The following is an 18,520-nucleotide window of genomic DNA, read 5'->3' as shown; positions in this document are numbered from 1 at the left end:
TGCCCGACATTAATGGGGATTGCAGCAGCCGCCACAAGCGCCAACGGTCATGAATGCCCGCCACGAGCGGGAAGCGCGCGGATCCGGCCCGACCGGCGGCGGCCCGGAACCGCGATTTGACTGCAGCGAAACGTCCCCGGGATGATATCGGTCTCCCATACGTTAACGGATGGTGCAGCATGATCGCTGGCCTCGACGGTCTTCGCTTCCAACACTGGCAGACCTCGCTCCGCGAGGACGGTGTCCTCGTGCTCTCTTTCGACCGCGCCGATGCGAGGGTCAACACCTTCGCCCAGGACGTGCTGATCGAGCTCGACGGCCTGATCGAGCGCCTGGCGATGGATCCGCCGAAGGGCGTGGTGGTGGCCTCGGCCAAGAGCAGCGGCTTCATCGCCGGCGCCGACATCAAGGAATTCGCCGAGTTCGATCGAAAGGGTACGGTCGGCGACGCGATCCGTCGCGGCCAGCAGGTATTCCAGCGGCTGGCCGACCTGCCCTGCCGGACGGTGGCCGCGATCCACGGCTTCTGCATGGGCGGCGGCACTGAGATTTCGCTGGCCTGCGACTATCGTGTCGCCAGCAAGAGCCCGTCGACCCGGATCGGCCTGCCGGAAGTGAAGCTGGGCATCTTCCCCGGTTGGGGCGGCAGCGTGCGGCTGCCGCGCCTGGTCGGCGCACCGGCCGCGTTCGACATGATGCTGACCGGGCGCAGCCTGTCGGCCTCGGCCGCGCGCGCCATCGGGCTGGTCGACAGGACCGTCGATGAGCCCCTGCTGATCGACGAGGCGGCCAAGCTCGCCCTGCGCGGCGCCAAGCGACCGTTCAAGCAGCGCTTCATGGCCTGGATCACCAACACCTGGCCGGCACGCCAGTTGCTGGCGCCGGTGCTGGTCAAGCAGGTCGCGCGCAAGGCGCGCAAGGACCACTACCCCGCGCCCTACGCGCTGATCGGCACCTGGAAGCGCGCCGGCGGCGGCATCCAGCGGCTGCTCGCAGCCGAACGCAAGTCGGTGGTCAAGCTTTCGTCCACGCCCACCGCGCGCAACCTGATCCGGGTGTTCTTCCTGCAGGAGCGACTGAAGAGCCAGGGCGGCAAGGATCATGGCATTGCCCGGGTGCACGTCGTCGGCGCCGGCGTCATGGGCGGCGACATCGCCGCCTGGTCCGCCTACAAAGGCTTCGAGGTGACCCTGCAGGACCGCGAGCAGCGCTTCATCGACGGCGCGCTGGGCCGCGGCCGCGCCCTGTTCGAGAAGAAGGTCAAGGACGAGTCCAGGCGCGAACAGGTCACCGCGCGGCTGCGCGGCGACCTCGCCGGCGACGGCGTCGCCGAAGCCGACCTGGTGATCGAGGCGATCATCGAGAATCCGGAGGCCAAGCGCGAGCTGTACGCGATGCTGGAGCCGAAGATGAAGGCCGACGCGTTGCTGACGACGAACACGTCGTCGATTCCGCTGACCGAACTGCGCGGGCACATCCAGCGTCCGGCGCAGTTCGCCGGCCTGCACTACTTCAACCCTGTCGCACTGATGCCGCTGGTCGAGATCATCGACCACGACCAGGTCGGCGACGCGACCCGCCAGCGGCTGGCGGCGTTCTGCCGCGCGATCGACAAGCTGCCGGTGCCGGTCGCCGGCACCCCGGGCTTCCTGGTCAACCGGGTGCTGTTCCCGTACATGCTCGAGGCGGCGACCGCGTTCGCGGAGGGCATTCCGGGCGCGGCGATCGACAAGGCCGCGGTGAAGTTCGGCATGCCGATGGGGCCGATCGAACTGATCGACACGGTCGGCCTCGACGTCGCCGCCGGCGTCGGCGCCGAGCTGGCACCGTTCCTCGGGCTGGAAGTCCCCGCCTCGCTCGGCGACGTCGAGCCAGGCAAGCGCGGCAAGAAGGACGGCCAGGGCCTGTACAAGTGGGAGCAGACCGACAAGGGCGGCAAGCCGGTCAAGCCGGAGCTGCCGAAGGACTACAAGGCGCCGGCCGACCTGGAAGACCGCCTGATCCTGCCGCTGCTCAACGAGGCGGTCGCCTGCCTGCACGACGGCGTGGTCGCCGATGCCGACCTGCTCGATGCCGGGGTGATCTTCGGCACCGGCTTCGCTCCGTTCCGCGGCGGCCCGATCCAGTACATCCGCGAGACCGGCGCCGCCACGCTGGTCGAGAAGCTGAAGGCATTGCAGGCGAGCCACGGCGAGCGGTTCGCGCCGAGGCCGGGCTGGGATGCGTTGATGTGAGGCGCCTGGCGGCGGGCGCGTTGCTAGTGATCACACCGACCTGTGTGGCAGCCGAACCCGCGTTCCCGCCACTGCCACAGGAACCCGAGTGGCACGAACCGGTGCCGCTCGAGGTCACGATGCGCGTCACGGTCGACGGCTGCGACTCCGGCCCCGGCTCGCCGATGCGGATCAACCGGTTCGAGCCCGAGCTCCGACCCGATGGCACGCTGAAGGTCGAGGGCTGGGTCATGCACAACGGATCCGACCGTGTTGACCCTGACTGGACGCGGGCCTGGAGCCAGGGAGAGCGCCTGATGCTCGCATACCGCTACCGGCCCGACGTGCATCCGATGGAACCCATCCTGATGTGTCCGGCCTTCTCGAGATTGAGCTTCGAGGTCCGCGGCCTGGACAGAGCGCCCGATACAGTGGAGGTCTATTCGGGCAAGTTCGGGTTCAAGCGGGTCGAGCCATACCCGGCCGACAACGATTCGCGGGACCACTGATACCGTCCAGCAGTACCGCAGGACGCCGGCGCGGTCCAGTCCAGCGCCGGTTCGACCCATTCCGGCAGCGGCGCGTACAGGAAGCCGTGGCTGAGTCCGGTATCGAGTTCGAGCGACCGGCTGGCGGTCACGCCTGGGCTGGCGGCAAACACCTCGGCGCAACCGCCGGCGATGGTGTCGCTGCGCTCGTGGATGTCGAGCACACGCCCGACCGGCCGCGGCGCCAGGCTGTCGCGGACCCAGTCGTTGCAGGCGCCCATCGCCACCACCCGCAGCTGCGGGTCGGCCAGCCGGTCGGCGGCGAGCAGGGCGATGATCGCGCCCTGCGAGGCGCCGACCACGCCGATGTTCCTGCTGGCGACACCGGAGGCCTTGAGCTTGCGCACCTCGGCGACGGCCGCATCGGCGGCCGCTTGCAGTTCCGTTCCCGGCGCACGCACCTCGGCATGGACGACGGCACCGCGCCGGCCCAGCGCCTCGACGATGTCGTCGAAGCGGTAGCGGCCGAATTCGGGGCTGACCGCATGGCGGCCGGACTCCTGCACGATCCGGCCGTGCAGGTAGATCAGGTGATGGGGAGGACATCCGTCCGCCCGCGGCGAACCGGAGCCGGTCTCCGCCACCGGCGGCGCAGACTCGGCGGCCGGCTTCAGCGCGCACCCCGCCAGCGGCAGCAGCGCGAGCAGGCACGACCACGCGACGCGCATGCCGGCCATCACATCGTATGGGTCGGCCGGTCCGCGGACAGCTGGCCGGCCAGCAGGGCCTCGATCCTGCCCTTCACCGCCTCGCCCTCGGCGTTCTCGTTGAACTGCACGCCGATGCCGGCCGGCCGGTTGCCCTGGGCGCCGACCGGGGTCACCCAGACCACCTTGCCGGCCACCGGCATGCGTTCGTTCGATTCCGGCAAGGTCACCAGCAGGAACACCTCGTCGCCGATGAAATAGCGCTTGGGCGTGGCCACGAACAGCCCACCGCCGCGGATGAACGGCATGTAGGCACCGTAGAGCGCAGCCTTGTCCTTGATCGCCAGGGTCAGGATGCCCTGTCGCGCACCTGCACCGCTCATCTCCTGCTCCCTGTCTGCTGGATGCTCATTGTCCTGATGTCCCCCATCGCGAATGCTGTTGCCGATCCCGCCAGTAGCGGACGGCTCCCGCTCCCATTGCCATACCGCTAGCCGCGACGACCCACGTCTGCGGCCCGGTCGGCCCTGAGTCCGGCTCGCCATGCCAGCAGCAGCTCCACGACCGCGAGGTCGGCGCGCACGGTGGTGCGCAGCAGGTCGCGTGTGCGGTTGGCCTTGTCGAACCAGGTCGCCAGACTGCGCGTCCGTGCCGGGTCGGTCAAGCGCGAGGCCTCGAAGACGGCGAGGTCGGCGGCGTGGCGCAGGCGCAGCTCGGCGTCCTCGTCTCCGGTCCAGCGCTGCGCGGTCTCCAGCGGCGAGGCCAGCCCGCGCTCGAGCCGCTGCAGGTCCTCGGCGACTTCGCGGCGCAGGTCCAGGCCGTTGCCTTCCAGCCACTGGTTGGCGAGCCCCGGATGGCCACGAGCGGCTTCCAGCGCGTCACGCGCGTCCTCGTCGCCGTGGCCACGGGACTGCAGCCAGGCCAGCGCCTCGTCGTAGGGCGGCAGGCGGAACTCGACCCGCTGGCAGCGACTGCGGATCGTCGCCGGCAGCCGGGCGGGAAACGCCGTGACCAGCCACAGGTAACGACCCGGCACCGGCTCTTCCAGGGTCTTGAGCAGGGCGTTGCCCGCGGCGGTGTTGATCGCATCGGCGGGATCGATGATCGCGACCTGGGCACCGCCGTACTGCGGCGTCAGCGCCAGCTGGGCCGAAAGCTCGCGGATCTGTTCGATGACGATCTCGGTGCGCAGCCGGGTGCCGTCGCGGTTCGGGATGAACGAGATGCTGCGGTAGTCCGGATGCGAACCGGCGGCCATCAGCAGGCAGCCGCGGCACTCGCCGCACGGCTCGCCGCCTTCGTCGCGGCCGGTGCACAGCAGGCGTCGGGCCAGGTATTCGGCCACCGCGTGCTTGCCAAGCAGGCCCGGGCCGCAGAACAGCAGTCCATGGCCGAGACGACCGGCATCCAGCGCCGAGACGATCCGGTCGCAGGCGCGCGCCTGCCAGGGGGCGAAGCCGGCGCGCGCGCTCATGCCGCCATCCCGATCTGCCGCTGCAGGTGGCGCAGCGCCTCGGCTGCGACCTCGGCCGCCGGCAGGGTCGCGTCGATGACGCGGAAACGTCGCGGCTGCGCTTCGGCACGGGCGCGATAACCGGCGCGGACGCGCTCGAAGAACGCGTCCTGTTCGGACTCGATGCGATCGACGCCGCCGCGCCGCCGCGCGCGCTCCAGCCCGATCGCGACCGGCACGTCGAGCAGCAGGGTCAGGCCAGGTTCGATGCCGACGACCCGCCGTTCGAGCTCGGCGATGAAACCGGCATCGCCGCCGCGCGCGGCACCCTGGTAGGCATAGCTGGCGTCGGTGAAGCGGTCGCTGACGACCCAGGCGCCGCGCTCCAGCGCCGGCAGCACGGTCTCGCGCACGTGCTGCGCGCGCGCGGCGAACATCAGCAGCAGTTCGGTCTCGGCCGCCGGCGGCTCGTGCCGCGGGTCCAGCAGCAGGTCGCGGATCTGTTCGGCCAGCGGCGTTCCGCCCGGCTCGCGGGTGGCCACCACCTCTGCACCGGTCGCGCGCAGGCGGGCGACCAGCGCGTCGAGCACCGTCGACTTGCCGGCGCCCTCTCCGCCTTCCAGGGTGACGAACCGGGGGCAGGTACGCAGGCTCATGGCGCCTCGGGCCCGGTGCCGGTCGACTGCGCCTGCGCGGCGGCGCGTTCTGCCGCACGCGCCTGGCGGTAGCGCTGCACATAGCGGGCGACCGCGGCGTTGTGCTCGGCAAGGGTGCGCGAGAACACGTGGCGGCCGCTGCCATCACCGACGGCGACGAAGTACAACGCGTCGCCATCGGCGGGGCGGGCGACCGCCTGCAGCGCATCGACGCCGGGCATCGCGATCGGCGTCGGCGGCAGGCCGGACCGGGTATAGGTGTTGTAAGGCGTGTCGGTCTGCAGGTCGCGACGGCGGATGTTGCCATCGTAGGCCGCGCCGAGGCCATAGATCACGGTCGGGTCGGTCTGCAGTTTCATTCCCGCCGCCAGCCGCCGCTCGAACACGCCGGCGATCTGCGCGCGCTCCCCGGCGATGCCCGTCTCCTTCTCGACGATCGACGCCAGGATCAGCATCTCGTCCGGGGTCTTGAGCACGCTGGCCGGATCGCGCGCGGCCCAGGCCTCGTCGAGCGCCTTGTCCATCGCCGCGTACGCGCGTCGCAGCAGGTCGAGATCGCTGTCACCGCGGGTGTAGTGGTAGGTCTCGGGCAGGAACCGGCCTTCCGGGTGCTGGCCGGGGTGACCGAGCGCGGCCATCAGCGCCGCGTCGTCCAGGTCGGCGGCTTCCTGCCGCAGCGGATCGGCCTTCGCCAATGCGGTACGCAGTTCGCGGATGTTGCGGCCGGGCAGGATCGTGAACGCGTAGCGCACGACCCTGCCGTCGCGCATCGCGATCAGGATGTCGCGCGGGCTCATGTCCGGACTCAACGCATATTCGCCAACCTGCAGGCGTCCGGCCGCGCCCAGTTCGCGCGCCAGCACCCGCCACTCGGCCTGGTGGCCCTCGCCGACGCCCACCGCCCGCAACTTGCGCAGCACCACCGGCAGCGAGTCGCCGCGTTCGACCAGCAACGTGGTGTCCGGTTGCAGGCTGGAAAGCGGACGGTCGGCGAACCCGGTGTAGCGCTGCCACGCCCAGAAGCCGGCGGCCGCGGCCATCACGATCAGCAGCAGGACGACCGCACCCAGGCGGCGCAGGACTTTGCGACTCACAGGTTCTCCATGGCGAAGGCGGGATGCGCGGCGGCGAGCCGTGCCTGCAGGTCGGTCACCTGCCGGTGCCCCGGCGTGGCGTCCGCCCAGTGCCGCGTCCCGAGCCGTGCGACGGGCAGGATACCCCGCACCGCGTTGCACAGGAAAACCGCGTCCGCGGTTTCGACGTCGGTCACATCCAGACGGGTCTCCAGGACGTCGAGTGCGTCGAGCACCCAGCCGCGGCAGACTCCGGCCACTCCGCAACGGTCGACCGCCGGCGTCCGCCAGCGGCCCTCGCGCAGGACGAACAGATTGGCGGCGGTGGCACCGACCGCATCGCCTTCGACGCTGCGCAGCAGGCCCTCATGGACGCCCGGATCGGACCACTCGGCCCGTGCAAGCACCTGCTCGAGTCGATTGCAATGTTTCAGTCCGGCCAGGCGCGGCTGCAACGACAGTCGAATCTCGCACCAGCGGACGTTCAACCCCGGCTCCGGCGCGGGCGGCGGCAGGGGATGCCGCGACAGCACCAGGGTCGGCACCGCCGGCGTCGGCGGTGCGTAGCCGCGCCCCCCTGCGCCTCGGGTCAGCAGCAGTTTGAACACGCCGTCGTCGCCATCGAGCAGCATTCTCGCGCCGTCCAGGACCTGCTCCGGATCCGGCAACGGCAGGTTCAGCCGCGCAGCGCCGAGCGCCAGCCGCGCCCAGTGCGCGTCCCACCAGGGCAGCTCGCCGCGATGCGCTCGCATCGTCTCGAACAGGCCGTCGCCGTAGGCCAGGCCGCGGTCGGCCGGATCGACCGCCACGACGCGCTCGCCCGCCTGGTAGATCACCGCGGTGCGGCCGCTCATCGTCCTCGCCCCGGCATCAGGCGGCATGCCGTCCGTGAGGACGTCATACCGACTCCGGACCGCCCCGCCCGGCCGTGCATGGCCGGGCGTCCGCCGGAGCGGACGGTGGCGACGGGGAGTCGACGCTCACCGGCTCGCCCAGCGCACGGATCATCCCGCGCGCCTTGGCACGCGTCTCCTCGAGTTCGCGCTGCGGATCGGAATCGGCGACGATCCCGGCGCCAGTACGGAAACGCAGCGCGTTGCCGTCGACCTCGGCGCTGCGGATCAGGATGTTGAGGTCGAGATCGCCATCGCGATTGAGCCACCCCATCGCACCGGTGTACGCGCCGCGGCCGACGCCCTCGAGCTCGGCGATGATCTGCATGCAGCGGACCTTCGGACAGCCGGTGATCGTGCCGCCGGGGAACACCGCACGAATCACCTGCCCCGGTGTCGCGTCAGCGCGCAGGCGGCCGCGCACGTTGCTGACGATGTGATGCACGTGAGCGTAGCTCTCCACCGTCATCAACTCGTCGACCTCCACGCTGCCCGGCGTGCAGACGCGACCGAGGTCGTTGCGCTCCAGGTCGATCAACATCACGTGCTCGGCACGTTCCTTGGGATGGCCGATCAGCTCGCGGATGCGTTCGGCATCCTCCCCGACGGCGCCCTCTCCGCCCGTTGCGCGCGGCCGGGTGCCGGCGATCGGGCGCGTCTCCACCACCTCGCCGCGCACCGACACCAGCCGCTCGGGCGAGGCGCTGACCACGCTGCCCTGCCCGGTCGAGAACACTCCGGCGAACGGTGCCGGGTTGTGCTCGCGCAGGCGCTGGAACAATGCCGCCGGATCGAGCGCGGCGTCGAAGTGCGCCTGCCAGCCACGCGACAGATTGACCTGGAACACATCGCCTGCCCGCAGGTACTCGAGCACGCGGAGGACGCCGTCGACGTATCGCTGCGGCGGCTCTTCGTCGATCCGCGCCGGGGGGCGCCACGGCGGCAATGCCGCCATCCGCGCGGCCTGGTCGCAATCGGCACGGATGCTCTCCAGCAGACCTTCGTGCCCGGGCTCGGCGACCGCCACGCACCCGCCGCCGACGTGGTCGCGCAGCACCGCGGCCGGGCAGCGCAACGCCATTGCGACCGGCGACCGTCCCGGCGCCGGCGGCAGCGCCAGTATCGGTTCAACCTGCGCGGCCAGTTCGTAACCCAGCAGCAATGCCCAGCCGCCGCGGAACGGCCAGCGCGGTTCGTCGCGCGGCACCCGTGCGGCCGACCAGGTCCGATCCAGCGCAGCCAGGAAGTCCTGCCCCAGTACGCGGCCCTCACGATCGCGGGTGACGCCGTCGACGTCCAGCCGCAGCCCCTCGCCCCGGCCGGCCAGCAGCATGTCCCATCGCCCCTGCGCGGTGCCGTGGGCACTGGACTCGAGCAACAGCGGGTAACGCGCGGGATCGGTCCGGTGCAGCGACAGCAGGTCGAGATTGGCGGGAAGCTGGCAGGTCAGAAGCATGGCGGACATTGTCGCACCACCTTCATGGGCGCATGCACCAATGAAGCTCCCGAAGTTTGCGCGGCAAACCTCGGGGCCCCCAGGCCATGCCTCCAGTCCCCCGCCCACCGCCTGTGACGCAAGCCGCCCCCCTGACAAAGGGGGGCTCGGAACAAGCGCCCAGCGGCTTCACCCGCGGACCCGGCCGCCACAAAGAACGATCCCCGCCGAAGCGGGGATCGTCGTCGGCCAGCCGCGGAACCGGTCAGACCCGCGTGAACACCAGCGTTCCGTTGGTGCCGCCGAAGCCGAAGCCGTTCGACACGGTCACGTCGACCTTCGCCTCGCGCGCGGTGTTCGGCACGTAGTCGAGGTCGCAGCCTTCGCCGGGCTCGTCGAGGTTGATCGTCGGCGGGATGATGCCGTGGTGCAGCGCCAGCACCGAGAAGATCGCCTCGGCGCCGCCGGCCGCGCCGAGCAGGTGGCCGGTCATCGACTTGGTCGAGCTGACCATCGTCCTGTAGGCATGATCGCCGAGCGCCCGCTTGATCGCGAGGGTCTCGGCGACGTCGCCCAGCGGCGTCGAAGTGCCATGCGCATTGAGGTAGCCGACCTGCTCGGGATTGATGCCCGCGTCCTTGAACGCGGTCGCCATGCAGCGCGCGGGGCCCTCGCCGTTCTCGCTCGGCGCGGTCATGTGGAAGGCATCGGAGCTGGCGCCGAAACCGGCAAGCTCGCAATAGATGCGCGCACCGCGCGCCTTGGCGTATTCGTATTCCTCCAGCACCAGGATGCCGGCGCCGTCGCCGAGCACGAAACCGTCGCGCTCCTTGTCCCACGGACGCGAAGCGCGGGCCGGATCGTCGTTGCGGGTCGACATCGCCTTCATCGAACAGAAGCCGCCGACCGAAGTCGGTGAGGAGCCGCGCTCGGCGCCGCCGGCCACCATCACGTCGGCGTCGCCGTACTGGATCATCCGCATCGCCATGCCGATCGAATGGTTCGAGGTGGCGCAGGCGGAGACCGCGGAGAAGTTCGGACCCTTGATGCCGGTCAGCAGCGAGACCTGGCCGGGCAGCATGTTGATGATCGTGCTGGGCACGTAGAACGGCGAGATCTTGCGCGGGCCGCCCTCGTGGTACTTGATGGTCTGCTCCTCGATGCCGAGGATGCCGCCGATGCCCGAACCGATCAGCGCACCGATGCGCTCGGCGTTGGAATCGTCGACCACCAGGCCGGCGTCCTCCATCGCCATCAGCGAGGCGGCAACCCCGTAGTGGATGAAGGAGTCCATCTTCTTCGCATCCTTCGCGCCGACCCAGCGGGTCACGTCGAAGTCGCGCACCTCGCCAGCGATGCGGGTGGTGAAGCCCGACGCATCGAAGTGGGTGATCGGGGCGATGCCCGAGCGGCCGTTGACGATACCGTCCCAGCTGCTGGCCACGTCGTTGCCCAACGGGGACACGAGGCCGAGTCCGGTAACCACTACGCGACGTTTCGACATTGATGACTCCGAATGCGGGGCACTGCCGGGTACGGCCCGGCTGCCGCCGGAAAACTGTTGGAATGGGGCCGCGGAACGTGCCGCAGGCAGCCCGATGTTCGGCGATCCGCGTTACGGGAAAGCCTTCGGACAGCCCTCGCAGGCGCCTGCGCGGCCGCGGCGGTTCCGGAGCGCGCGCGCAGGACGCGATCGCATCCCGGAACAACACGGGGCCGCAGAGCGGCCCCGACTGGCTTGCAGGGTACGCGGCCGGGCGTTCGACCCGACCCGCGACCGCCTTGGCGGCACCTGCCCGCCAGGCATGGATCAGGCCTTGACGTGCGCCTTGACGTAATCGATCGCCTGCTGCACCGAGGTGATCTTTTCGGCCTCTTCGTCCGGGATCTCGCACTCGAACTCTTCCTCGAGGGCCATCACCAGCTCGACGGTGTCGAGCGAGTCCGCGCCGAGGTCGTCGACGAACGAAGCGTTGTTGGTGACTTCTTCTTCCTTAACGCCGAGTTGTTCGACGACGATCTTCTTGACGCGCTCTTCGATGCTGCTCATGGGTTCTCACTCCTCCCGGACGGGATGTTCGACGGAATAGTCTAATGGAATCGGGGCCCAGGTGCGCCCCTTTGAAATTTGTTTCAAATCAGCCGTTTACCCCAGAGACGCGGGCCTCACGGCATGTACATGCCGCCATTGACGTGCAGGGTTTCCCCGGTGATGTACGCGGCCGAGGGACCCGCCAGGAACGCGACCGCACGGGCGATGTCGGCCGGCTCGCCGAAGCGGCCGAGCGCGATCTGCCCGAGCATCGCGTTCTTCGCGTCCTCCGGCAGCGCACGGGTCATGTCGGTGTCGATGAAACCGGGTGCGACCACATTGACGGTGACCCCGCGCGAGCCGATCTCCTTCGCCAGCGATTTGCTGAAAGCGATGATGCCGGCCTTGGCGGCGGCGTAGTTGGCCTGGCCGGCATTGCCGGTCACGCCGATCACCGACGCGATGTTGATGATGCGGCCCTTGCGCGCCTTCATCATCGAGCGCATCACCGCCTTGCTGGTGCGATAGACGCTGGACAGGTTGGTGTCGAGGATCGCCTGCCAGTCCTCGTCCTTCATCCGCATCAGCAGGTTGTCGCGGGTGATGCCTGCATTGTTGACCAGGATCGAGACCGGGCCGATCTCCTTCGCGATGCCGTCGATCAACGTCTCGATGGCGGCCGCATCGGCGACGTCGACGACGCGGCCATGGCCGCCACGAGGGGCCAGACGCTCGGCGATCGCCCGGGCGCCGCCCTCGGAAGTCGCGGTGCCGATCACGGTCGCGCCCTGTGCGGCCAGTTCGTCCGCGATCGCCGCGCCGATGCCGCGGCTGGCGCCGGTCACCAGGGCGATTTCGCCTTGCAGTGTCTGGGTCATTCGTTCGTCTCCAGGAAATTCGGCCACGGATTCCGCGGATGAGGCATCCAGAACGGATTATCGGTGTTTATCCGCGCGATTGGTGGCGAAGATTCATTTCCACTCGGCCAGCGCGCCGGCGAAATCCACCGGCGTGCCGAGGGCACGCGCATCGAGCGCCTTGTCGATGCGTTTTGCCAGGCCCGTGAGCACCTTGCCCGGGCCACATTCGGCGATCCGGGTCGCGCCGGCGGCCGCCAGCGCCTGCACGCAACCGGTCCATTGCACCGGCAGGTAGAGCTGGCGGACCAGCGCATCGCGGATCGCGTCGATGTTTTCGTGGACCTGCGCATCGACGTTCTGGACCACCGGCAGCGACGGCGCCGACCAGGCGATCCCGTCCATCGCGGCAGCGAGCCTGTCGGCGGCCTCGCGCATCAGCGGCGTGTGCGACGGAACGCTGACCGCGAGCTTGACCGCCTTGCGTACACCACGTTCGGCCAGCATCACCAGCGCGGCATCGACCGCCCCGGCATGACCGCCGATCACGACCTGTCCCGGCGAGTTGAAGTTGGCGGGCACGACGACCGCGGACGCGGTCGATACCGCCTCGCAGACCTCGACCACCAGCGCCTCCTCGGCACCGAGCACCGCGGCCATGCCGCCGGTGCCGGCGGGCGCGGCCGCCTGCATCAGCTGGCCGCGCAGGCGCACCAGGCGCGCGGCTTCGGTCAGCGACAGCGCACCGGAGGCGACCAGTGCGGTGTACTCGCCGAGGCTGTGCCCGGCCAGACGCGCCGGGCGCACGCCCCCTCGCGCGTTCCACAGGCGCCACACCGCGACGCCCGCGGCCAGCAATGCCGGCTGGGTGAACTCGGTGCGATCGAGATCCTCTTCGGGGCCCTGCTGGCTCAGCGCCCACAGGTCGACGCCGGCGCCATCGCTGGCTTCGGCAAAGGTCTCGGCGATGCCGGCATCGTCGGCGGCCAACCCGGCGAGCATGCCGAGCGACTGCGAGCCCTGGCCGGGGAACACGAACGCCAGGGTGGGATCGGAAGCGACCGTGGTCGCGGCGGCAGTCGGGACGGTGTCGGTCACGCACAAACCCTGTGAAGCGGGGCGTGCATGATACGGGCGAATGTCACATGGCGTCTGTACCCATGCGTACTGTCGTCACAAAAAGCGTATGGGTGCGCTCCTACCGTCGGCGACCACCCGGGATCCGATCGCGATCCGACCCGTCCCCACGAACCGTTCCGAAGGGCGTCGCGGCTGCGCCGGTGTCACCGGCGCAGCCATCATCGGCCCCAACGGTGCACTCCGCATACCGGTACTCCGTGACGCAGCGCGTCGTGCTGTCCGCCCGTTTCTTTGCCAGGTCCCTGCGGCATGCATCCGTCCGGGCCCGCGCGGTCCGCCGGTTGCCGACAACGTCCTCCGGATCGGTCCGGGACAAAGAAGAACGCCCCGCGTCGGCGGGGCGTTTCGAAGAGATGGATCGCGGGAACCGCCGAGCGGGCTGCCGCGATCAGTCAGTAGCGCAACAGCGCCGAACCCCAGGTGAAACCGCCACCGAACGCCTCCAGCAGGAGCAACTGGCCACGCTGCACCCGGCCCGAGCGCACCGCTTCGTCCAGCGCCAGCGGCACCGAACCCGACGAGGTGTTGCCGTGCCTGTCGACGGTGACGATCACCCGGTCCATCGGCATGTCCAGTCGCTTGGCGGTCGCCTCGATGATGCGCAGGTTGGCCTGGTGCGGGATCAGCCAGTCGATGTCATGGCGATCCAGGCCATTGGCCTCCAGGGTCTCCTCGACCACCGAATCGAGCGCCTTGACCGCATGCTTGAACACCTCGTTGCCGGTCATCAGCACTCTCACGCCGGCGTTGTGCTCGTCCGGCTTGAAGCCGGCGGAAACGCCGACCGGGTTCCACAGCAGTTCCTTCTTGCCGCCGTCGGCATGCATGTGGGTGCTGAGGATGCCGGTCTCGTCGTCGGCCTTGAGCACGACCGCGCCGGCGCCGTCGCCGAACAGCACGCAGGTCGAGCGGTCGTTCCAGTCGAGCATCCGGGTCAGGGTCTCGGCGCCGACCACCAGCACCGTCTTCGCCGCGCCGGAGCGGATGAACTTGTCGCCGACGGTCAGCGCGTAGACGAAGCCCGAACAGGCGGCGTTGACATCGAACGCCGGGCAGCCGTTGGCGCCCAGACGGTGCTGCAACAGGCAGGCGGTCGACGGAAAGATCAGGTCGGGCGTGGTGGTGCCGACCACGATCAGGTCGAGCTCGGAGGCGTCGACGCCGGCGGCTTCCAGCGCGCGCGAGGCGGCATGGAACGCAAGATCGCAGGTCGTCTCGCCGTCGGCGGCCACATGACGCTCGCGGATGCCGGTGCGGGCGGCGATCCATTCGTCGCTGGTGTCGACGATCTTCGCCAGGTCGTCGTTGGTCAGCACCTTCTCCGGCAGATAGCTGCCGGTGCCGGCGATGCGCGAGAACACTCCGCTTGCGCGGGCGCCCGCCTGCGCATCCATACCCTGCCCCACCTGTTGCCGCTCACTCATCAAGCCACTCCCGGCCGGCATCAGCCCGGCGATTGCAATAGCCACCAGCGACGCTGGCATTGGAGCGGCCCGCAGTGAAGCCGCCCGCGTTGGAGCCGCCTCTCAACCGGCGGGAACGGATCGCACGCGACGCCCGGCAAGGGCGGGATCGAGCGGGAAAGCCCCGGATCCGGCTGGATATGGCGATCGCCCCCACGGCATCACGACCATGGAGGGCGAAGCCGCCGCGCGCCGTGGGCGCGGCGGCCAGCGAGGAGATTACTCCTCGTCGGCGATCCGGCCCTTGGTGTCGATCACCTTCTTGCCGCGGTAGTAGCCATCGGCAGTGACGTGATGACGCAGGTGGGTCTCGCCGGTGGTCGGGTCGGTGGCCAGCTGCTTGCTGGTCAGCGAATCGTGCGAACGGCGCATGCCGCGCTTGGACGGGGAAACTTTCGACTTCTGGACAGCCATGGTCTTGCTCCGGGAAAGCTGGATCGTGAGAACTGGATTGTGTTGATGTACGAATTGACCTACAGCGGGTTGGCTTGCAGCTGACGTCAATTGGACGGGGGCTTCTTCAACGCCGACAACGCAGCGAACGGGTTGGCGCGTTCGGTTTCGGCCTCCGGGGCCGGCCAATCGCGCTCCATCGCTTCCGTGCCGGGCATCGTCGGCACGACCGGGACGGCAAGGATCAGTTCATCCTCGACCAGCTCGGCGCCCTGCAACATGCCGTCGGCGGGCATCAGCAGCGGTTCGTAGTCCGGCGGCAGCGCGGCCTCGTCCGCCTCATTACGGATCAGGCCGAGCCGCTGCACGATCTTTACCGGCAACAGGAAGCGCTGCAGGCTGCGCTGGCACAGCAGCGGCAGCTCGGCGTCGATACGCAGTTCGACATAAGGCACCTGCAACGCGTCCCTGTCGAAATCCAGCGAATAGGACACTTCGCCTTCGGTATCGACCAGACTGTCGGCCAGACGGGTCAGCGAGGACAACGGCAGCCGACCCGCGACGCCGCGCCGCGCCGACACCATGCGCCAGGCATCCAGCAACTCGGGCACCTGCACTCTTGGCACATCAGCGGACATAAGCCGCTGAATGTTAAGGATGCCCTCCCCCCCTGTCAAACGCCCCCGGCATGCGCCTTCAGGGTCCGGCCGACCGGGAGCCGAATTTGCCGCAGCGAGGCCGGCACGGCAGACTGGAAGTTCACCCGCGCCCGTCGTTGCCGTGAACCTGACACTCATCCTGTTCGCCGTCGTGGCGGCCGCCGTGGCCGCGCTTTTCCTGCTGAACCGGCGCCTGCGCCGTCGCCGCGCGGTCCGCGAGATCCTCGACGCCGCCGACGCCCTGGAGGCCCGTCTCAGGACGGCCCGCGACGAGATCGAGGCGGTCGCCGGCGACCAGCCCGAAGACCCGGTCCAGGACGCGTTACGAGAGATGCTGCGCCAGCGCCTGTGGCTGCGCGACCACGGCAGTGCCGCGACCCTCGATGAACTGCAGGAGGTGCGCAGCGGCATCGACAATGCCCGCGCCCGGATCGAGCGCCAGCTCGACCGGATCGAGGAAGCGCGCGCACCGCTGACCTGAACCCGTGTCGCCTCTCCCGTGAGCAGTCCACTGATCCTGGCATCCACCTCGGCGTACCGCCGCGAGCTGCTCGCGCGGCTGCGGCTGCCGTTCGAGACCGCGCGCCCCGACGTCGACGAATCGCCGCACGGGGACGAGGCGCCCGCCGCGCTGGCCGCCCGCCTCGCCGCCGCCAAGGCCGCCGCGGTCGCCGACGGGCGTCCCGATGCCTGGGTCATCGGTTCCGACCAGGTCGCCGAACTCGACGCCCGCCCACTCGGCAAGCCCGGTGGCCGCGACCCCGCGATCGAGCAGTTGTCGGCGATGTCGGGTCGGCAGGTACGTTTCCACACCGCCGTCTGCGTGATGCGCGCCGGCGGCGTTCCGTTGATGGCGAACGACCTGACGGTGGTCCGGTTCCGCCCGCTGCGGCACGACGAGATCGAGCGCTATGTCGATGCCGAGCAGCCCTACGACTGCGCCGGCAGCTTCAAGTGCGAGGGCCTGGGCATCTCCCTGTTCGAGGCGATCGAGACGCGCGACCCGACCGCCCTGGTCGGGCTGCCGTTGATCGAGACCGCGCGCCTGCTGCGCGCGGCCGGCTACCCCCTGCCCTGAGCCGCCTGCCCTACCGACGGCCTGCGGCCGCACTGAAGTGACGCGTCGAAGGAACCCGGTCTAGGGTTCGACCACGATCGGCTGTTCGGACCAGTCCTCGACGCTGCCGTCGCGCCCGTGAAGGCGAAGACCGATCCAATGCCGCCCCGGCGGCAGCGCGGCGATGTCGTAGGTGCCGCGGAACCCCACCTTCGGGTGCTGGGGGTCGCTGGATATCCGCCAGTAACCGGCCACGCCGGGATCTTCGAGTCCGTACTGCAGCTCGGTCACCACGCGTCCGTCCACCATCAGCTCGACCCGCGAGAGCCCGACGCCGTCCTTGAACGCCCAGCCCGCCACCTCGATCGTGCCGGTGGCGGTCTGGCCCGGTGTCGGCGTGGTGATCCAGGCCATCGCCGGTGCGACGCAGACGTTTCCGCCCGTCCCCGTGGCCTCGTCGCCAGTTGCCGACAACCGGAACAACAGGAAACGCTGGCGACCGTGATCGACGTTCAGCACCCGCGGCGGCGGCAGCGGCCCGACCATTTCGCACAGCGCGTGGTAGCGGGCGAGCAGCTCGCGATAGCGGACCTCGCTGGCACCGACCACCAGCAGCACCGGGCGGCCGCCCCAGTCCTCGCGGCCGGCGGTCTGCAGCCCCCATAGCCGCAGTTGCGGTGCGCGACCATGGAAATGGTTGAGCGGATGGTCGAGCACCGGAATGTCGGGATCGCCGAGCGCGAAGCCCAGCTCGGCGCCGACCTTGAAGTTGTCGGCCACCAGCAGGGTGTCGGCCGGCGCTGCCGCACGCTCCTCGCGCACGGCGTCGGCCAGGGCGTCCCAGCCGGCGAAGTTGGACGGATACCACTTCTCGGCGGCGGCGCGCGCGCGGACATCCGGGACCGACACGGCCACGTAGTAGCCCAGCACCACCGCCAGGCCGGCACCGGCGGTGCACCACAACGCGACGCGCCAGGGTTTCGGCCATCGCTCGATCAGCGCCGGCAACAATGGCAGCAGGGCCAGGTATCCCGGCAGCGGCCAATGGAAGCTGACCCGCTCGGTGTCGGCAAAGAAGCCGAGCACGAAGAAGCCGGCCACCACCAGCAGGCCCAGCCAGCCGAAGTAGCGCGACTGCGGACGCGGTGCCGACAGCGCGCGCCAACCGGCGAATCCCATCGCCGCGAACAGCACCGGAGTCACCAGCAGGGCCTGGATCACCAGGAACAGCACGCCGTCGACATGGAACGCCCACGGATGCCGCTCGACCAGTTGGAAGCGCAGGCCGGCGTCGGCGTTGTCGAAATTCCACGCCACCAGCGGCGTCCACGCCGCTGCGCCGAAGGCGATCGCCGTCCACACCCGCACGTCCCGCAATGCCCTGCGGCCGTCCGGCAACAGCAGCAGGGCCAGGAAACCGACCCCGATCACGGCGATGAAGCGGTAGTGGCTGAGCGCCCCGAGCGCCAGCCCGCCGGCCAGCTCGAGAGCGGTCGCGGCATCGACCCGGCGCAGCAACCGCGCACCGGCGTCGACGCACAGCAGGGTCGCGACCGCCATCGCCGCGTCCGGCAGCGCGAGCAGCCCCAGCGACCCCGACAACGGCAGCAGCAGCGCGAGGCTGCCGGCGATCCAGCCATCGCGTTCGCCGGACTCGCGGCGGGCGATCCGCACCACCAGCCACGGCACGAAGGCCGCCAGCAGCAGGAACGGCAGCCGCAGCGCCAGCGTGCTGTTGGACAACGTGCTGTCGCCGCCCAGGGCGACGCCGAGCCGGGTCAGCCATGCGGTGAGGCCCGGCAGGTCGGAGTAGGCGGCCGCCAGGTGCTGCCCCTCCTGCCAGTAGAACGCCTCGTCGACGAACAGCGGCAGACGCAGGGCGACCAGCAGCTTGACCAGCATCACGAAGGCGAACAGCGCGAGGAACGCGAAACGCGCCCGACCGGCGTCGTGCGCCTCCACGCCGCGCATCCGCACATCACGCACGCTCGAATCGCGCAT

General features: G+C 69.9%; 18 protein-coding genes and 1 pseudogene. 4 read left to right on the top strand and 15 right to left on the bottom strand.

From position 1 onward, the window contains the following. Positions 1 to 179: 179 nt before the first annotated feature. Both L3V18_RS17140 and L3V18_RS17135 read left to right on the top strand, forming a co-directional pair. Positions 180 to 2,234, top strand: a complete 2,055-nt coding sequence (locus L3V18_RS17140) for a 3-hydroxyacyl-CoA dehydrogenase NAD-binding domain-containing protein (protein ID WP_237056538.1) — start codon at positions 180 to 182, stop codon at positions 2,232 to 2,234. Between the two features lie 44 nt (positions 2,235 to 2,278). Next, positions 2,279 to 2,722, top strand: a complete 444-nt coding sequence (locus L3V18_RS17135) for a hypothetical protein (protein WP_237056537.1) — start codon at positions 2,279 to 2,281, stop codon at positions 2,720 to 2,722. On the opposite strand, the gene L3V18_RS17130 is transcribed toward L3V18_RS17135, so the two are convergent. The 14 genes and pseudogenes from L3V18_RS17130 to L3V18_RS17065 all read right to left on the bottom strand — a co-directional run bounded on the left by L3V18_RS17130 (position 2,653) and on the right by L3V18_RS17065 (position 15,441). Further along, positions 2,653 to 3,438: a hypothetical protein gene (locus L3V18_RS17130; protein WP_237056536.1), complete on the bottom strand. Its 786-nt coding sequence runs from the start codon at positions 3,436 to 3,438 to the stop codon at positions 2,653 to 2,655. The two genes, L3V18_RS17135 and L3V18_RS17130, sit on opposite strands and share 70 nt — an antisense overlap. Next, entirely contained in the window at positions 3,438 to 3,791 is a 354-nt protein-coding gene (locus L3V18_RS17125; protein WP_237056535.1) for a PilZ domain-containing protein, read from the bottom strand. Before L3V18_RS17125 ends, L3V18_RS17130 begins: the two co-directional genes overlap by 1 nt. Positions 3,792 to 3,898: 107 nt before the next feature. Further along, positions 3,899 to 4,882, bottom strand: coding sequence for a DNA polymerase III subunit delta' (locus L3V18_RS17120; RefSeq protein WP_237056534.1), 984 nt, complete (start codon positions 4,880 to 4,882; stop codon positions 3,899 to 3,901). After that, the gene (gene tmk, locus L3V18_RS17115) at positions 4,879 to 5,517 is read right to left on the bottom strand and encodes a dTMP kinase (RefSeq protein WP_237056533.1); all 639 of its coding nucleotides are present in this window, start codon (positions 5,515 to 5,517) and stop codon (positions 4,879 to 4,881) included. Before tmk ends, L3V18_RS17120 begins: the two co-directional genes overlap by 4 nt. Continuing rightward, positions 5,514 to 6,611, bottom strand: coding sequence for an endolytic transglycosylase MltG (mltG, locus tag L3V18_RS17110; RefSeq protein WP_343226355.1), 1,098 nt, complete (start codon positions 6,609 to 6,611; stop codon positions 5,514 to 5,516). Before mltG ends, tmk begins: the two co-directional genes overlap by 4 nt. Continuing rightward, positions 6,608 to 7,444: an aminodeoxychorismate lyase gene (gene pabC, locus L3V18_RS17105; protein WP_237056532.1), complete on the bottom strand. Its 837-nt coding sequence runs from the start codon at positions 7,442 to 7,444 to the stop codon at positions 6,608 to 6,610. The genes mltG and pabC overlap by 4 nt, the downstream gene beginning before the upstream one ends. Positions 7,445 to 7,583: 139 nt before the next feature. After that, positions 7,584 to 8,939 (bottom strand): annotated as a pseudogene (locus L3V18_RS17100) (aminodeoxychorismate synthase component I); the annotation flags it as partial. Between the two features lie 244 nt (positions 8,940 to 9,183). Then, on the bottom strand, positions 9,184 to 10,422 hold the full coding sequence (gene fabF, locus L3V18_RS17095; protein WP_237056530.1) for a beta-ketoacyl-ACP synthase II: 1,239 nt from the start codon (positions 10,420 to 10,422) through the stop codon (positions 9,184 to 9,186). Positions 10,423 to 10,728: 306 nt separating this feature from the next. Beyond that, positions 10,729 to 10,968 carry an acyl carrier protein gene (acpP, locus tag L3V18_RS17090; protein ID WP_036135371.1) on the bottom strand — a complete coding sequence of 80 codons (240 nt, stop codon included), beginning with the start codon at positions 10,966 to 10,968 and terminating at the stop codon, positions 10,729 to 10,731. 116 nt (positions 10,969 to 11,084) lie between these two features. After that, a complete protein-coding gene (gene fabG, locus L3V18_RS17085; RefSeq protein WP_237056528.1) occupies positions 11,085 to 11,828 on the bottom strand; it encodes a 3-oxoacyl-ACP reductase FabG in 744 nt (247 codons plus the stop codon). A gap of 93 nt (positions 11,829 to 11,921) precedes the next feature. Then, on the bottom strand, positions 11,922 to 12,905 hold the full coding sequence (gene fabD, locus L3V18_RS17080; protein ID WP_343226354.1) for an ACP S-malonyltransferase: 984 nt from the start codon (positions 12,903 to 12,905) through the stop codon (positions 11,922 to 11,924). Positions 12,906 to 13,339: 434 nt separating this feature from the next. Further along, positions 13,340 to 14,341 (bottom strand): beta-ketoacyl-ACP synthase III, encoded by a 1,002-nt coding sequence (locus L3V18_RS17075; protein WP_237056582.1) that lies wholly within the window; start codon positions 14,339 to 14,341, stop codon positions 13,340 to 13,342. Positions 14,342 to 14,629: 288 nt separating this feature from the next. Continuing rightward, the gene (gene rpmF, locus L3V18_RS17070; protein ID WP_237056526.1) at positions 14,630 to 14,824 is read right to left on the bottom strand and encodes a 50S ribosomal protein L32; all 195 of its coding nucleotides are present in this window, start codon (positions 14,822 to 14,824) and stop codon (positions 14,630 to 14,632) included. 86 nt (positions 14,825 to 14,910) lie between these two features. Continuing rightward, on the bottom strand, positions 14,911 to 15,441 hold the full coding sequence (locus L3V18_RS17065; protein WP_237056524.1) for a YceD family protein: 531 nt from the start codon (positions 15,439 to 15,441) through the stop codon (positions 14,911 to 14,913). Between the two features lie 142 nt (positions 15,442 to 15,583). On the opposite strand from L3V18_RS17065, the gene L3V18_RS17060 reads away from it, so the two are divergent. Both L3V18_RS17060 and L3V18_RS17055 read left to right on the top strand, forming a co-directional pair. After that, positions 15,584 to 15,943 carry a hypothetical protein gene (locus tag L3V18_RS17060; protein ID WP_237056522.1) on the top strand — a complete coding sequence of 120 codons (360 nt, stop codon included), beginning with the start codon at positions 15,584 to 15,586 and terminating at the stop codon, positions 15,941 to 15,943. Between the two features lie 18 nt (positions 15,944 to 15,961). Continuing rightward, positions 15,962 to 16,540: a Maf family protein gene (locus tag L3V18_RS17055; RefSeq protein ID WP_237056520.1), complete on the top strand. Its 579-nt coding sequence runs from the start codon at positions 15,962 to 15,964 to the stop codon at positions 16,538 to 16,540. A gap of 60 nt (positions 16,541 to 16,600) precedes the next feature. Here the strand turns inward: L3V18_RS17055 and L3V18_RS17050 are convergent, their stop codons facing one another. Further along, positions 16,601 to 18,520: a glycosyltransferase family 39 protein gene (locus L3V18_RS17050; RefSeq protein ID WP_425493556.1), complete on the bottom strand. Its 1,920-nt coding sequence runs from the start codon at positions 18,518 to 18,520 to the stop codon at positions 16,601 to 16,603.

The organism is Marilutibacter chinensis, assembly GCF_021725675.1.
GTDB lineage: Bacteria > Pseudomonadota > Gammaproteobacteria > Xanthomonadales > Xanthomonadaceae > Marilutibacter > Marilutibacter chinensis.
Note: the sequence above shows the minus strand (reverse complement) of the source record. Positions and strands in the feature narration are given on the sequence as shown.

What these genes read in the sequence shown, in the direction of transcription:
- L3V18_RS17140 (WP_237056538.1), top strand. Translation starts at nt 180, where the DNA reads ATGATCGCTGGCCTCGACGGTCTTCGCTTCCAACACTGGCAGACCTCG.
- L3V18_RS17130 (WP_237056536.1), bottom strand. Translation starts at nt 3,438, where the DNA reads ATGGCCGGCATGCGCGTCGCGTGGTCGTGCCTGCTCGCGCTGCTGCCG.
- L3V18_RS17125 (WP_237056535.1), bottom strand. Translation starts at nt 3,791, where the DNA reads ATGAGCGGTGCAGGTGCGCGACAGGGCATCCTGACCCTGGCGATCAAG.
- L3V18_RS17120 (WP_237056534.1), bottom strand. Translation starts at nt 4,882, where the DNA reads ATGAGCGCGCGCGCCGGCTTCGCCCCCTGGCAGGCGCGCGCCTGCGAC.
- tmk (WP_237056533.1), bottom strand. Translation starts at nt 5,517, where the DNA reads ATGAGCCTGCGTACCTGCCCCCGGTTCGTCACCCTGGAAGGCGGAGAG.
- pabC (WP_237056532.1), bottom strand. Translation starts at nt 7,444, where the DNA reads ATGAGCGGCCGCACCGCGGTGATCTACCAGGCGGGCGAGCGCGTCGTG.
- fabF (WP_237056530.1), bottom strand. Translation starts at nt 10,422, where the DNA reads ATGTCGAAACGTCGCGTAGTGGTTACCGGACTCGGCCTCGTGTCCCCG.
- acpP (WP_036135371.1), bottom strand. Translation starts at nt 10,968, where the DNA reads ATGAGCAGCATCGAAGAGCGCGTCAAGAAGATCGTCGTCGAACAACTC.
- fabG (WP_237056528.1), bottom strand. Translation starts at nt 11,828, where the DNA reads ATGACCCAGACACTGCAAGGCGAAATCGCCCTGGTGACCGGCGCCAGC.
- L3V18_RS17075 (WP_237056582.1), bottom strand. Translation starts at nt 14,341, where the DNA reads ATGGATGCGCAGGCGGGCGCCCGCGCAAGCGGAGTGTTCTCGCGCATC.
- rpmF (WP_237056526.1), bottom strand. Translation starts at nt 14,824, where the DNA reads ATGGCTGTCCAGAAGTCGAAAGTTTCCCCGTCCAAGCGCGGCATGCGC.
- L3V18_RS17065 (WP_237056524.1), bottom strand. Translation starts at nt 15,441, where the DNA reads ATGTCCGCTGATGTGCCAAGAGTGCAGGTGCCCGAGTTGCTGGATGCC.
- L3V18_RS17050 (WP_425493556.1), bottom strand. Translation starts at nt 18,520, where the DNA reads ATGCGCGATTCGAGCGTGCGTGATGTGCGGATGCGCGGCGTGGAGGCG.